General features: G+C 40.2%; 12 protein-coding genes. 3 read left to right on the top strand and 9 right to left on the bottom strand.

Going from position 1 to position 15,016, the window contains the following annotated elements; all coding sequences use genetic code 11:
• Positions 1–122 precede the first annotated feature (122 nt).
• The 3 genes from ACSYSK_RS01435 to ACSYSK_RS01425 all read left to right on the top strand — a co-directional run bounded on the left by ACSYSK_RS01435 (position 123) and on the right by ACSYSK_RS01425 (position 3,140).
• The gene (locus ACSYSK_RS01435) at positions 123–428 is read left to right on the top strand and encodes a GNAT family N-acetyltransferase (RefSeq protein ID WP_491715192.1); all 306 of its coding nucleotides are present in this window, start codon (positions 123–125) and stop codon (positions 426–428) included.
• A gap of 127 nt (positions 429–555) precedes the next feature.
• Positions 556–1,995 (top strand): amino acid ABC transporter substrate-binding protein/permease, encoded by a 1,440-nt coding sequence (locus ACSYSK_RS01430; RefSeq protein WP_491715191.1) that lies wholly within the window; start codon positions 556–558, stop codon positions 1,993–1,995.
• Positions 1,996–2,390: 395 nt separating this feature from the next.
• Positions 2,391–3,140: a deoxynucleoside kinase gene (locus tag ACSYSK_RS01425; protein ID WP_491715832.1), complete on the top strand. Its 750-nt coding sequence runs from the start codon at positions 2,391–2,393 to the stop codon at positions 3,138–3,140.
• Positions 3,141–3,326: 186 nt separating this feature from the next.
• Here the strand turns inward: ACSYSK_RS01425 and ACSYSK_RS01420 are convergent, their stop codons facing one another.
• The 9 genes from ACSYSK_RS01420 to ACSYSK_RS01380 all read right to left on the bottom strand — a co-directional run bounded on the left by ACSYSK_RS01420 (position 3,327) and on the right by ACSYSK_RS01380 (position 15,003).
• Positions 3,327–4,445, bottom strand: coding sequence for a 5-methyltetrahydropteroyltriglutamate--homocysteine S-methyltransferase (locus ACSYSK_RS01420; protein WP_491715190.1), 1,119 nt, complete (start codon positions 4,443–4,445; stop codon positions 3,327–3,329).
• Between the two features lie 399 nt (positions 4,446–4,844).
• A complete protein-coding gene (locus ACSYSK_RS01415; protein WP_491715189.1) occupies positions 4,845–5,822 on the bottom strand; it encodes a LacI family DNA-binding transcriptional regulator in 978 nt (325 codons plus the stop codon).
• A gap of 161 nt (positions 5,823–5,983) precedes the next feature.
• A complete protein-coding gene (locus ACSYSK_RS01410; RefSeq protein ID WP_491715188.1) occupies positions 5,984–6,688 on the bottom strand; it encodes a MurR/RpiR family transcriptional regulator in 705 nt (234 codons plus the stop codon).
• A gap of 112 nt (positions 6,689–6,800) precedes the next feature.
• The gene (gene celB / locus ACSYSK_RS01405; RefSeq protein ID WP_491715187.1) at positions 6,801–8,102 is read right to left on the bottom strand and encodes a PTS cellobiose transporter subunit IIC; all 1,302 of its coding nucleotides are present in this window, start codon (positions 8,100–8,102) and stop codon (positions 6,801–6,803) included.
• Between the two features lie 12 nt (positions 8,103–8,114).
• The gene (locus ACSYSK_RS01400) at positions 8,115–9,560 is read right to left on the bottom strand and encodes a 6-phospho-beta-glucosidase (protein WP_491715186.1); all 1,446 of its coding nucleotides are present in this window, start codon (positions 9,558–9,560) and stop codon (positions 8,115–8,117) included.
• A gap of 222 nt (positions 9,561–9,782) precedes the next feature.
• Positions 9,783–11,117, bottom strand: coding sequence for an SMODS domain-containing nucleotidyltransferase (locus ACSYSK_RS01395; protein WP_491715185.1), 1,335 nt, complete (start codon positions 11,115–11,117; stop codon positions 9,783–9,785).
• Positions 11,118–11,122: 5 nt separating this feature from the next.
• Positions 11,123–11,737 (bottom strand): SLATT domain-containing protein, encoded by a 615-nt coding sequence (locus ACSYSK_RS01390; RefSeq protein ID WP_491715184.1) that lies wholly within the window; start codon positions 11,735–11,737, stop codon positions 11,123–11,125.
• Positions 11,724–13,967, bottom strand: coding sequence for a S8 family peptidase (locus ACSYSK_RS01385; protein WP_491715183.1), 2,244 nt, complete (start codon positions 13,965–13,967; stop codon positions 11,724–11,726). Before ACSYSK_RS01385 ends, ACSYSK_RS01390 begins: the two co-directional genes overlap by 14 nt.
• Before the next feature lie 4 nt (positions 13,968–13,971).
• Positions 13,972–15,003 (bottom strand): ATP-binding protein, encoded by a 1,032-nt coding sequence (locus ACSYSK_RS01380; protein ID WP_491715182.1) that lies wholly within the window; start codon positions 15,001–15,003, stop codon positions 13,972–13,974.
• Positions 15,004–15,016: the final 13 nt, after the last annotated feature.

Below are 15,016 nucleotides of genomic sequence, written 5' to 3'. Positions count from 1 at the left end.
TAGTATCAATTTAGCACAAAATTAAATTGCTTACAATCAAAATAGCTTACAAAAAGATAGTAAAATTTTCGTTAGCCCTCATTTTGCGCTAAGATAAAGTTAAGTAATTAAGGAGGTTCATTATGGAATTAACATTACAAGCCAAAAATCAGGAGCATCCTGCACGTTTCGTTTATCTGCAGGCAGGAAAAGTATTAGCGGAAATCGACTTTACCGTAGCCGCTAATGTTTTAACCGTCACTTCCACTAAAGTCACACCCCAGCTGCAAAATCGGGGCATCGCCGGCAAATTAATGTTGCGTGTCATCGAACACGTGCGTGCCAATCACTGGTCGATTTCCAGTCAATGTTCATTTGCCACCGCCTTTTTACAACGCCATGAGCAAGAGTATTCGGATATTTTGGCAAAAAAACCGTTTTCCAACTAAAAAGTTCACTTTTTAGCCTCATAATATTTTCCCTCACTAGCAATCTATGGTATTCTTATTATTAGTAAATTATGAGAACAGTTTTAGGACAATTGGGTTTCAAGAAACACAAGGGAGAAGAGATAGCATGAAAAAACTTAAATTAATATTATTTGCTGTATGTGCGGCGTTTGCGCTGGTCATCATTTCCCCACAAACTGCTAATGCCGCCAAAACTTACACGATCGGCACCGACGTTACATATCCGCCGTTCGAATTTGCTAACAAGCAAAATAAATACATCGGCATCGACATCGATTTGATCAACGCCATCGCTAAAAAAGAAGGCTTCAAGGTCCAAACTAAGCAGTTGGGCTTTAACGCTGCGGTCCAAGCACTGGAAGGTAACCAGATCGACGGCGTGATCGCTGGGATGTCGATCACCCCCGAACGAAAAGCCAAGTTTGATTTTTCGGACCCGTACTATAAAACCGGCGTGGTCATGGCCGTTGCTCAAAAAAGCAACATCAAGAGTTTCAAACAGCTCAAGGGCAAACGAGTTGCTTTAAAGACGGGGACTGCTGCTGCCAGTTATGCCCAGTCCATCCAAAAAAAGTACGGCTTTAAGACCGTTACTTTCGATGACTCTAACAACATGTATAATGACGTCACTAACGGCAATTCCGTGGCCTGTTTCGAAGATATTCCGGTCATGCAATACGCCATCAAGACGGGAACTAAATTGAAGATCGTCACTAAGCCGGCCAACAACGGCTATTACGGTTTTGCAGTTCTAAAAGGACAAAATCCAGAACTGATCCAAAAATTCAACACCGGCCTACGCGCCATTAAAAAAGACGGCGAATACAAAAAAATCGTCAACCACTATCTAAGTACCAGCACGGTCGACGAACAAAAAAATAAAAGTGACGAACACAGTTTTGCTGGCTTACTGAAACAAAACAGCGGCGTCTTGCTCAAAGGTTTAGGTCAAACGTTGTATCTGACCGTGATCGGCATTATCGCCGCCACAATTTTTGGCATCATCTTCGGTTTACTAGGCGTTATACCTAACAAATTTTCCCAAGGACTTTCCACTACTGTCATTTACATTTTCCGCGGGATGCCGTTGTTAGTCCTCGCACTCTTTATCTACAATGGCTTACCCAGTCTGACGGGAGTTAAAATTCCTGCCTTTATCGCTGGGACGGTGACTTTAATGCTCAACGAAGGGGCTTACACCGCCGCTTTCGTCAAGGGCGGGATCCAAGCAGTCGATAGTGGACAAATGGAAGCTGCGCGGAGTTTAGGGCTGCCGTTTGGCAAAGCAATGCGTTACGTGATCTTACCGCAAGGAATTAAGATCATGGTGCCGTCGTTTATCAACCAGTTTATCATCACGCTCAAGGATACTTCGATCTTATCGATCATTGGTATTTTGGAACTGACGCAAACGGGGAAGATCATCATCGCGCGTAACCTGGAAGGATTTAAGGTTTGGACAATCGTCGCCGTCATGTACCTGATCATCATCACGTTACTAACCTGGTTATCTAAATATATAGAAAAAAGACTAAATCAAAACTAGAAGCTGCGAAAGTTGGTGGTTAGCAGGCGAGCACTAACCTAGGCTGACAATAAGTCGGGTTAAGATTTGTTGCCAGATGTAGTTAGGCACAACCTGCTGCCAGCTGGAGCGCAATTAAGATAAGCTGCGAAAAGCGGCACTGATATCAATACATCAATAATAGATGGAGCTGGGACAAAAAATTCGTTTTGTTCCAGCTCCATTTTAATTTTTCGTAAGTAATAGACTGATCGTGCTCCTCTTTTATTTTTTCTCGACTTTTACTACCGCTCCGCCGCTTTCATTCAAATATTCGCCCTTGCTCAGTTGTCAAGTCTTTATTTTTTAAAATATTACGTGTATGCTGGTAAAAGCAAATGTCTTTTTTAACTCAAGGAAAGGATGCTTCAATCATTTTGATTACATTATCTGGTATTATTGGTTCGGGCAAATCTAGCTTGACCGAAATCTTGGCCCAAGAACTCCACACCAAAGCCTATTACGAACCCGTGAAAGACAACCCTGTACTGCCAATTTTTTATAAGGGCAACGAAATTGCCGCCCAAAAACGTGCAAATGGCGACAAAGATGCTACCAATCCCTACGCTTATTTATTACAGACCTTCTTTTTAAACCGGCGTTTTGCCATGATCAAAGAAGCGATGCGCGAAGACAACAATATCTTAGACCGTTCGATCTATGAAGACGAGATCTTCATGAAGATCAACACGCAAATGGGTAACGCCACGCAAGTTGAATACGACATCTACAAAAGTCTGCTCAACAATATGATGGAAGAGCTCCCCTATGCCGCGCATAAAAAATCACCCGACTTGATGATCACCATCAAAGTTTCTTACGAAACGATGTTGCGCCGGATCGAAAAACGGGGACGGGAATATGAGTTGGTCGAAAAGGATCCTTCTTTGGTCGGTTACTATCACCGTTTACTGGACTGTTACGACGTGTGGATGAAAGAATACGATTCTTCCCCGTTGCTGATCATCGACGGCGATAAGTACGATTTCATCGACAGTTTAGCGGACCGAGTTTTTATTTTCGAGGAAATCGAACAGCGTTTATGCGAATTAGGCAACCTAACTAAGCAGCAAGTTGAACAATTACACCAACAGCATCTGAAATTATTAGAAAATAACGCCAAATAAAAAGGAAACGGGGACATAAAACACTTTGTCTTCGTTTCCTTTTTTGCTAACTATAACTGCAGCTTGTCTAATTGCGCTCCAGCTGGCAGCAGGTTGTGCCTAACTACGGCTAACAACAAGTCTTAACCCGACTTATTGCCAGCCTAGGTTAGTACTCGCCTGCTAACCGCCAGCTTCCGCAGCTTGTTATTTCCAAATTTCCTTTGCCGTTTTGACCACCAGTTTGATTTTATCCCACTGCTGTTGTTCCGTTAACTTATTTCCTTCTTCCGTCGACGCAAACCCGCACTGGGTACTCAACTCCAAGTTTTCCAGATCTACGTACTGCGCCGCTTGTGCTACCCGCTTCTTTAACACCTGTGGGTCTTCTAATTCCGGTTTTTTGCTGGTGACCAATCCTAGTACAACTTGCTTACCCGCCGGGACTTCTGCTAGCGGTGCAAAATCTCCTGAACGCTCGTCATCAAACTCTAAATAAAAAGCAGCTACATTTTCACGGGCAAATAAATGCTTTGCGACCGGCGCGTAACCTCCCTTAGCGGCCCAAGTCGAATGGTAATTACCGCGACAAATGTGGGTGCTGACGCGCAAGTCTGCGGGCAGATCAGTTAACGCCGCGTTGTTTAAGCGTAAATATAAATCCTGCAACTGCTCACGGTTAAAGGCCCCGTTAGTCATTTCCCGCCAAAAATCATCATCGATCACCATGCCCCAAGTACAATCGTCAAATTTCACGTCGCGACAGCCTTCGTCATATAAGGCCATGAGCAAGTCGTGGTAAGCTTGACCGATATCTGCGACTAATTCATCCTGATCGGGATAAAACTGCTTCAGTGCGGCTTCATTTTCCTCTCCACGGGCTAATTCAGCGTAAAACTGAGCCGGTGCCGGAATGCTTTGCCGTGCCGTCACGTCCGGTCGATCCTTTACCAAATCAGCTAAAAAGCGATAGGCCAAAACGTCAGGATGTTGCGGGGCAAAAGCAATTTTCCCCGTAATCTGGGCGGAATCCGCCCGTGTTTCTTCGTCGTGAAACAAATAACCATGATCGGGCTTAGTATGTTTGATCCCCGCAAAGCCCCAAAAAGTATCTAAATGCCAGTAACTACGGCGAAATTCACCGTCGGTCACCACTCGTAGCCCGGCCGCGATTTCTTTAGCTACCAGATCCTTGATCTCTTGGTTTTCGATTGCGGTTAATTGTTCGCGGTCGATTTTACCTGCCGCTAAGTCTGTTCTTGCCTGTTTTAATGCTTGTGGCCGTAAAAAACTGCCAACAATATCATAATGTAATTGTGTTGTCATTGTACATTCTCCTCAATTAAAATTGCTGCAACTAAAAAACGTCCCTTAAAGACAAATTAATTGCCTTTAAGGGACGTGTCATTGACTTATTCACGTGGTACCACCCAACTTTAGCGCTGGCCCTAGAAACCAACACCCTCAGGTACACTCTACTAGCTATACCCTTACGCGTTAACGAGCGCACCCGCCAAGGACTCACTTTTGCTCGTCCTCAGTTTGCATCCCAGACCATTCTTCATTACTACTTAACTATCGCTTCTCAGCTTACCGCGACTCTCTGTTACGTCAGCCAGCAACTACTCATCTGTTCTCAGCAAAATATCATTTAAACTTGTAATGATTCTAATGCATTTAGCTGACCCTGTCAAGAAGTATTTTACCCAGCCTTAACAAAAACCCTCAGATCGTTTTTCCCGCCTTAAATTCGATTGGAAAACGATAAACTGAATCGACCGGCTTGTCGTCGATTCGTTGTAAGAGGGTCTCAACAGCCTGCTCGGCCATCTTTTCGATCGGTTGCACGACCGTCGCCAACTGCGGCAATATCTCTTGTAGCGTTGCGGTACCGTCATAACCCACCAGTTTTAATTTTTCGGGGATCGGGTAATTCAGCTCAGCGGCAATGTTCATGATCAAAGCCGCATCCATGTCATTCGCCGCAAAAATACCGTCGACTTCTGGATGCTCCCTAAAGATCCGCAAGAAAACATCGCGTTTAGCCTGCGCCGTAATGTTAAAATCTAGCGTGTAAACCAACGGCTCCAATCCATTTTGTTGCATTACGTCTTCGTAACCGATCCGGCGATACTGGTCAGGTGTTTCCAAATTTTTCGGACCGTTGGTGTGAATGATGTGCGTCGCCCCACTGTCGATCAAAGCCTGCGTCGCTAATACCCCACCGCGGTAATTATCGGATTCGATGATCGGCACGGACTCACTGACCTCCCGTTCGATTGCCACCACCGGTAGTTGCATGTCTTGATATTCAGGGATCCCTTGATTGTGCGTCCCGACGATCAAGCCGTCGACTTGGTGTTCTAACAATTGCTGTAAGTACTGGCGCTCTTTGTCTACGTCATTCATCGCGTTGCCGACTAACACTTTGAATCCACGGTCAAATAACTTGGTTTCCAGATAATAAGTCAGCTCACCAAAAAATGGGTTACCGACCGTGGGCATCAAAATCCCGATCAGCCCCGTCTTATTGGTAAAAAGCTGGCGCGCGATCGCGTTAGGATGATAATTCAGGTCGCGGATCGCCTGTTCCACCTTATCGATCGTCTTTTGACTCAAATAACCGCGCCGGTTGATCACCCGGGATACAGTCGTCTTGGAAACCCCAGCGGCTTTAGCAACATCTTCTAATTTTTTAACCATCTCAACACCATCTTTACTTCAATTTTGTCTTTCATATATAACTATCGGTTGACATAGCCAAACATTAAATCGTTAATAAAAAAAGTTACAGCGGTTAACAAAAAAATCACCATTTGTTAACTTGTAGCCTTTATCATTTACTAATAATAAATCTACAAAACCTAACCATTACTACGCCTGACCGCCTGTGCCAATCGTTCCAGCAAATAAACAACCGGTACTTGGCTAGTTAAGTTGATCGACTCGCCGATGATCCGTTCGTCGATGCGGTAAGAAAAATTTAAATCAGCTAACTGCGCCAGCGAATTATGTTCATTGTTAGTAATGCTGACTAAAGTAGCCTTTTGGTCCTGAAAACTCATCGCCTGCTCCAAAGTTTGCTCGGTTTCGCCACTCACGGACAGTACGATCAAAATATGATTTTTTAACGAATTATGTTCTAATTGGATCGGGTAAAACGGGTCGGCGATCACAAAGGCTTCGCGTCCGTTATTGACAAACTGGCGGGCTCCGTAACCAGCCAAGTAGCTAGAAGTTCCCACACCTAAAAACACAAAAATCGTATCCGGACCGATCAAGTCTAAAAAACGGGCAATTTTTTGGTCGTAATCTTCAATATTAGAAAAATAGTTACGCACCTGGTAGGTAATATCATCAACGCGCCCGTGGTCTGCCACTTCTTGTTGCAGTTGGTGGCAAAATTCATAATAATGCTGGTAACCCAAACGGTTGATCGTTCGTAAGACTGAAGCAGGGGCCACGTTTAGTTTTCCCGCCAGTTGCCGTAAACTAAAATCCTTGACCTGTTCTTTATGAACTTGAATGTACTGGTAAATTTTTTGCTGTGTTGGTGTCAATTGTTCCACTAGCTTACTCAACTCTTCTCGCAAAATTAGTCGTATTAAGCAGACCGCTAAGTTAGCGCGGCTATTTTTCCCGCAACTTGCGTGGCAATGCTCAAGGAATATTTTACCATGATTATTCGGCCGATTGTGCGGCTATTTCTGCTTTCAGTTTTTGTCCATCCATACTCTTGAAAAAGAAGTAATAAATCAAGGTATCTAACGCAATATTAACGATTTGTAAGACCGCACCGGAAATGTGTCCGGTAGCTAAATAGCCTGACATGATCGGCGGCGTAGTCCACGGCACCATCACGCCCATCGTCTTAGCGACCCAACCCCATTTCATCGTTAAGTAAGTGACCGTCACGTTAGTCAACGGAGCGGCGATAAAAGGAATCACCATCTTGTAATTCATCACGATCGGCAGGCCAAAGATGATCGGTTCGTTAACGTTAAAGATGGCAGGCCCTATGACTAATTCACCTAACGTTTTATACTCCTTACTCTTGGACAAAAAGGCGATCATAATAGCCAGGCCTAAAGTAGCGCCCGAACCTCCCATGTGGACAAAATTATCGAAAAATTGCTCGGTAACGATATTAGGTAACGGATGTCCCATTTTCAAAGCGGTCGCATTTTGTGCCATCGCAGCCAACCAAACGGGCTGTAAGACGCCGGCAACCGTGTTCGAGCCGTGAATCCCGAAGATCCACAAGATACAGATCATCGCCTCGGTGACTAATGCCCCCGGCAACGTATTGTTCAAATGACTTAACGGGTCTTGCAAGAAAAATGTGATCACGTTCGGGATGCTCTTCATCGGCGTGGCTTCGACTCCTAGCCGGATCAACCAAACTACAAATAACGAGATCGCCCCTGGGATCAGTGAAGAAAACGAATTGCTAATAGCCGGCGGCACACTGGCAGGCATTTTGATCGTCCAGTTTTTGTGTACGATCCAAACGTATAAGTCAGTGATAAATAACCCGACTAAAATAGCAATAAACAGGCCAGATGAATCTAATTCTTTTAACGGGACCCAGAGATTTCCCGCCTTATCCGTTTTCAGCGGGATCGTTAAGAAATAGGCGCCGATGGCCACGATCATCGCCGAAAAAGAATCGACTTTATAACTGCGCGCTAAGTTGTAAGAGATCCCTGCAACTGCGATCAGCCCCATGATATGAAACGAAGCATTCGTAATGTACTGCACAATATTAGCCCAGTTCGGCCCAAAAGTCTTCGTCATGAAATCTAGGTAGCTTTGAATTGGAAAATTACCAATGATCATAAAAATAGAACCGATAATGATCAGCGGGATCGCCGCAGCCATCCCATCACGCAAAGCAATCATGTGTCTAGAAGCCGCTATTTTTTGGAAAAATGGAATCAATTTGGTCGTTAAAAAGCTATCCTTGGAATTTCCATCAGCCATTTTTCTTACCTCCTAATCTAAATCTTCTCCGTTAGAAGCAATCACCTTTTGGTACCACGCAAAAGAATCTTTTTTGGAACGAGCTAAACTGCCGTGTCCCTGATCATCTTGATCAACGTAAATGAAGCCGTAGCGTTTGGACATCTGCCCCGTTCCCGCAGAAATCAAGTCGATGCACCCCCACGGAGTATAACCCATCAGGTCAACGCCGTCTTCGGTGACCGCTAATTTCATTTGCTCGATGTGTGCCCGTAAATAATCGATCCGGTATTGGTCGTGAACGGTGCCGTCTGCTTCTTTTTGGTCGACCGCACCGAAACCATTTTCAACGATAAACTGCGGCTTATGGTAACGCTCGGCTAACCAGTTCATCGCGTACCGCAAACCCTCGGGATCGATCTGCCAGCCCCATTCGGATTCTTTGAGGTACGGGTTGGGCGTTGCGTCTTGGTCTTCGTCGTAGTGATAATTTAACGGCTCATTTTCTTTGGCCTGCACGGTGCGCGACATGTAGTAGCTAAAGCCAAGATAATCAACGGTTCCTGCCGCTAAAGTTTTTAAATCTTCGGCTGTAATATCCAACTGCCAGCCCTGATTGTCCTGGTAAGTCACCAACCATTGCGGGTAACGGCCGTTGACTTGAACGTCGGCGAACCAATAGCGAGTCTCGTTAGCGCGCTGGGCTTTAAAAATATCGGCCGGCTTCGGACTTGCCGGATATAACGGCACCATCGCGATCATCGCCCCAATTTGAAAATCAGGATTGATCCGGTGACCAATTTCTACGGCCTTGGCACTAGCGACCAATTCATAATGAGCCGCTTGGTACATCGTTTTTTCCATATTCTCTCCGGGGCGTTGGCGTAACCCAGAGTTAGTCATCATGGAAAAATCATTGCGGTAATCGGTCTGATTGTTGATCTCGTTAAACGTCATCCAGTACTTGACCTTATTTTGATAGCGTTTAAAAACCACTTCGGCAAAACGAACAAAGAAGTCAACTACCTTACGACTACGCCAACCACCATATTTGGTCACCAAGTGATACGGCATTTCGAAGTGAGACAAGGTGATCACCGGCTCGATCTGATATTTCAAACACTCGTCAAACAAGTCGTCGTAAAATTTTAGTCCGGCTTCGTTAGGCTGCTCTTCATCGCCGTTAGGAAAGATCCGGGTCCAAGCGATCGACGTGCGGAAACACTTGAAGCCCATTTCCGCAAATAACTTAATGTCTTCTCGATACCGGTGATAAAAATCGATCGCCTCGTGATTGGGATAGTAAAGACCGGGCTGAACTCCATCCGTGATCTGGCGTGGCACTCCGTTAGCACCAGCGGTCATCACGTCGGCGACACTGACACCTTTATTGCCTTCCTGCCAGCCCCCCTCTAACTGATGCGCGGCGACGGCTCCACCCCATAAAAAATCTGCACGTAATTGCTTTTTGTGTGTCATTTGTTTGCCCCTTCCTGTATCAAGCGTTTTCTAATAGCGGTTACAAGAAACATTATACTTTTTTGTTTCTAAAAAACAAGTATTATTGGTAAATATGCAGAAACATGTTTCTTAAATGTAGGCAATTTAGGAGATTGGGGTAAATAAAAAGACTATTGAGAGCAACCGAAGCTCATTGCTAAATTCCAGGCTTATTGATGAAAAAAACTAAACATAAAAGCATTAGATTCCATGAATTGTATCTATGGGAACAGTTATTTTTGCTTTAGCAACAACAGTTTTGTATGTTTTACCTTTGCCAGCATCATTGCTAAGAACTGCATAACATTCTACATAATGTCTACCAGAAAAATTTGTATGTTCATATTTTTCTTTTTTACCAGCATCCTTTATAATTTCCCCTCGTTCACAATGCCGCTTTTTCGCCTCTTGACCTACATTCCTAACTTTCCAATACCATACAATATCTTTTTTTATACTTTCAGGTATATCATCTTTTTCAATATAAAATTTTAATTCTTTATTAGCTTTTAACCACCTATTATTTTTTATAAAATTACTTAATTTAGATGTTCTAAAGCCATTTTGTGTGACATCACAATTTATTTTAAGATTATACCTAATATCAACATTTTGAAATTTATCAAAAATAAATTCTTCCGACTCGGATTTCTTATTTTCATTTTTTTGTTTTGCAAATTTCTCTCCAAAAAACTCCTTCAATATATCAATTATTTCATCAGAATTCTCATCTAAATCTTTGATTTCATTGAATGCTTGTTTAGCTTTTCCTATAAAAACACCATAATCATCGTTTGTAATTTCCTGATTACTACCTAATGCATACCAGTATTTAACTTTTTTATCCTTTTCTGATAAATATTTCCAAAATGTTTTTAACATCGTATAAAAGTCATTATCATTAAAATTTATTGATGGATCATCAATAAATTCTTTAACAAAAGTATCGATCAATAATCCTTTAAACTTAAAACCAATATTGTTTTTCCACACCCTCATCAAATGAGTTAGGTGTACGTAATTACTATTAGCCTTCATCTTTTTTTTTGATTCTTCTATTTCTCGAATTGGTTTAGTGAATTTCCAACACCCACCATTATTTGAATCTGGGTATTTAAAAGAATCATCAGATTGCTTGCATGCTGGTACAAGTTCAATATTACCGTCTTTAAATGAAATAACTACTACCTGCCCATCCCCTTTTATCTCCGTTTTCGAATAAGTTTTTTGTACTTCTTTTTTTATTTCCTGCAATAAATCAGATTGTCCATTTCCCTGATGCTTATCAAATTGCTCAAAAATCTTATTAGGTAGTTTAAATATACAGTCATAGTCACTTATGCTGCGTAAAGCTGTTCCTCTACCTACACTTCCAACAGTTAAAAAATGATCAGTATATATATCATTAGTAGCAGGATAATATTTTTCATTTAATTTTCTTGTTATTCTACGTACTCTTTTATTCCATTTTTCTTTTTCATCTTCACTTATAAATAAAGTTAAACAAAAATTTTTAAATTCTTTATTTAATCCCATATATTTTACTTCCTTTTTAAATTCAATAATTCTTTAGGTATAAATTTAGCATAGTCGTTTTCATAAACATTATCATCACGTTTTTTAATTTTTTTTGAAGCTTTATCCACTGTTTTTTTAGGAATATCATTTGGTAATTGTCTATTATATTCATATCTTCTATTTTCAAGTACTTGAAATTTAGATTCAATAAGATTAATATCACTGGTTTCATAAAAAACTTCATACAATAAAGATAATGCGTCCTCTCTTAGTCTCCAGAAATTATTGGCAACTATTTTTTCCTGTTTAGCTTTATTTTCATTATTATTACCTTTATTAAGAGTATTTGCTATAAAAACAAAAAAAGAAACAAAAGCAGTAATTAATTTCAACCAATATAAATTTTTATTAAATAAAATGCCTATCAATCCTGATGAAGTAATTCCTGACAGAAAAATAACCAAGTATCTAAAAAATTTTGACATACTTACTAATTCATCTGCTCTAGTAATGTGTATTTTATGTGTCCATCCTACGTTCACTATAAAGTCTTTTAATTGACTATAGAGTTTTATTTTACGTAAATAATTTTTATTACTTCTATCTAAAATAGTCCTCACCTCATCACTCAAACTCAATATCTTCATCCATCTTCTGATACAAAGCCAATTGTTGTTCAACCTGTAACTGATCGACTAGCCAACCACGCAGTTGAGCTTGATCAATAAAATCTTGAATCAAATTTTGACCATGAAGCTCCTTTAAAGTAACCACTACTCCAAAACGAATACCTTTTCCTTCATGCTTATTTAAGCGTTCCACCGTTTTAACACTCATCCCCCACTGTGGATTAGTTGGATTTTTAATTTTTTTATCCTGTTTATGTTGAGAACACTTTTCACCCAAATGCTTAACATTATTCCATTTATCATAAATATTACGAGCAGTTTTTTCTCTAATATAGCTAGGAGCCCCTTCCATATTTTGTTTATCATTATTGATAGAATCGATTGCATCACCCTTCTGACCATTTAAGCGCCCAAACTTTAGGTTAAATTCCGTATCCGTGTAATCAACACCTTGATTACGGGAACACTTAGGAAAATAGCACATTGTTGCTTTAGCAATATAAGGATATCTGTCCTTAACAATAGGTACTGGAAAATTATAGTTATAGGAATCATATTCTTGCGATATGTCAGAAACGATAAATTTGATTTCATCGCTAGGAGTATTGAGAATATCAGTAATTCTGATTGGTACTACCCCATATCCAAGCAGTTCACGTTTTTTAAAAGATTTATTATCATTCCATCCAATAGCTGAATCCAACAATAATGCTTTTGCTTCTTCTCTATTCAATCCCATGATATATATCAAATATGCTAATTTGCGAGCAATCAATGGTGCTGCATAGCTAGTTCCCGCAACTTGTGCTAATCCAAATGGTTCGCATACGTTAATAAAATTATCAGCAGTTCCACCATAGTACGATACATCAGGTTTAATGAAAAACGAAAGTGCAAGACCTCGGCGCGCATAGTCAACCGGCTGGTCATTATCGTCCACAGCATTAACAACTACTGAATTAAGTGAATCAGCAGGTGCACCGATCTTTTTTTGCAAAGTTTTATCTTTATCGTTAGTTCCTGCAATTACAAAAAGTACATCATACTGAAACTGAATATCATCTAACACAGCGGCTTCAGCAGAAATAAAATTATTACTAGTCTCTGCATTGGAACCCAGAGATAAATTCCAAACTTTAATATCAGTATTTTGAGCAACAATTTGTTTGATTTGCTTGATGATGGTAAATGAACTAAAACCGCTATGTAACGCAACACCAAAGTGTTTGACTCGAAAACGTCCACAGCCATCATTTAGTCTAGGATTCAGGTTAGGTGCATCAACAATCAGCGACGTCACAGCGGTTCCGTGTTCATAATCAGCGGTTTCCTTACTGATCTGCGAGGAAACCAAGTCATGATAATCTACCCATTCACTAAAATAAACGTTCTCTTCAAAAAGAGTATCAATCACTCCAATTACCGGCTCATTAGTTGGGGCGGGAATTTTAGTATTCACCGAATTTGTCACAGCTTTTGGATAATCGCTAGCTAATTGAGAAAAATCAGCAACAGTCATAGCAACTAAATATGGTGCTTGAGCAAGCAATAAATCAATTTGGTTTTTATCTAACAAAGCAGTATGATTATCTAAGATATTAGAGCTTAAAATACTGATTTTGATTCTTTGCAATAGATCAGTAAGCTGCTCATTAACATCATAGAAAGTAACTATCGATGTAGGCAAATCATCTTGATCAATTTGCTCAATTCCAAAATGCTCTACGTAATAAGAATCTCGTAAATATTTTCTAAATTTACTTTTAGATAAGTTACAGTTACTATAATCAATAGTAGAAAAAGTCACATCATTAAAATCCTTAGCGGCTAACCTTCCTGTAGGAAAGTTAGCCGTAAACAATTTAATAACAAACGTTAAATCTTCCAGTGTTTGTTTCAACATATCTTGAGAAATATAGTATGTGATAATATGCTTGGTTTGCTCAGGATTAAGTTTAGCACCAACCACTAATTCGTTAGGTTGTTTCCCACCATTACTAAAGAATCCCTGAATTCGGTTGCTTTTTGCAATGATTTGACGATAATAAACGCTAACCAACGCTCCTTCAATCACGTCATTATTAATCCAAAAATCTTGAAGTTGAGTTAAGTCCGTATATAAAGAATTTAACTTATTTAACGTGATAAACGTGCCTGTTGGAATCTTAGGCGCTCCACCACCTGATTTTCGCTTTTTTTGGGTAAAGTGATTCCCCCGTAGTCTTAGCAGATGATTCATAATTCTATCCCCTCAACTCTCGTGCAACACTACTTTTAGAATTTCCTGTTAAAACTCCAATTTCTCGGATCGTAAATCCCAATTTTGATAATTGCGTTACTGTCAAATTTTTACCACTATGCATGTTTTTTAATAAACGCTTAAAATAGTCATTCGGGTCATTCGGGTCACTAAATGCAATTGCCGTCCTAATAATATTTTTTAAATCACCGGGATTGGGAATCTGAGGGCTACTACGAATAATTTTCTTAAATAGTTTTAAGTCATGATTGACATTCTTGAATTGCTTTAAAACCTCATTAAGAAGTACCACTGCAACTTGAACCTTATCTTCGTCAGAGTAACGATTAAAATCGATAGTAGCATCGAAACGCCGTACTAAAGCCTTATCCAATTCAGCGAATAAATTGGTGGTTGCAACTAACATTACCTCTGAATTTAAATTATCCAACTCCTTCAAAAAAGTAGAAGTGACTCGTCCCATTTCTCTAATATCATTACGGTTAATACGGTCTAACGCAATCGCATCGATTTCATCGAACAAAATAATATAATTTTTGACTAACGGTAGAGAATTGATTTCCTTAAATACCTGAGTTAGGTTTTTAGCAGTTTGACCTAATTTACTATCAACTAAACTACTGATATCAACCATTAATAATTGTCGTTGTAATAATTTAGCTAATTGTTTAACACTTGCAGTCTTACCCGTTCCTGGTGCTCCCACAAACAAAAATTTATTAATTCCAATATTATGATTAACTGCATTCATAACTCCTTGAAGATCATTAATAATTGTGGTTGGCAATGGTAATGGTTCTGATGAAATTTCAATAGAAATTAAATTTTCATTTTGCATATTTTGTTGAGGGACAAATTGATCAGCTTGCGACAACAATCCTAAAATATATTGTGCGAGTTGCGCATCTCCATCATGATCAAAATCATGAGCAATAGCAATAGCCTGTTTATGAAACAATAAGTCCTGGTCCTCAACATGATATTTAATTAGATTCAAAATATCTGATTTTTTCATGGTCTCACCTCTT

Source organism: Ligilactobacillus sp. ESL1201, assembly GCF_058503265.1.
This window is presented reverse-complemented; position numbering and strand designations above follow the sequence as displayed.

Coding starts and splice junctions, on each gene's coding strand:
- ACSYSK_RS01435 (WP_491715192.1), top strand. CDS start 123: ATGGAATTAACATTACAAGCCAAAAATCAGGAGCATCCTGCACGTTTC.
- ACSYSK_RS01430 (WP_491715191.1), top strand. CDS start 556: ATGAAAAAACTTAAATTAATATTATTTGCTGTATGTGCGGCGTTTGCG.
- ACSYSK_RS01420 (WP_491715190.1), bottom strand. CDS start 4,445: ATGACAACACAATTACATTATGATATTGTTGGCAGTTTTTTACGGCCA.
- ACSYSK_RS01415 (WP_491715189.1), bottom strand. CDS start 5,822: ATGGTTAAAAAATTAGAAGATGTTGCTAAAGCCGCTGGGGTTTCCAAG.
- celB (WP_491715187.1), bottom strand. CDS start 8,102: ATGGCTGATGGAAATTCCAAGGATAGCTTTTTAACGACCAAATTGATT.
- ACSYSK_RS01400 (WP_491715186.1), bottom strand. CDS start 9,560: ATGACACACAAAAAGCAATTACGTGCAGATTTTTTATGGGGTGGAGCC.
- ACSYSK_RS01395 (WP_491715185.1), bottom strand. CDS start 11,117: ATGGGATTAAATAAAGAATTTAAAAATTTTTGTTTAACTTTATTTATA.
- ACSYSK_RS01385 (WP_491715183.1), bottom strand. CDS start 13,967: ATGAATCATCTGCTAAGACTACGGGGGAATCACTTTACCCAAAAAAAG.
- ACSYSK_RS01380 (WP_491715182.1), bottom strand. CDS start 15,003: ATGAAAAAATCAGATATTTTGAATCTAATTAAATATCATGTTGAGGAC.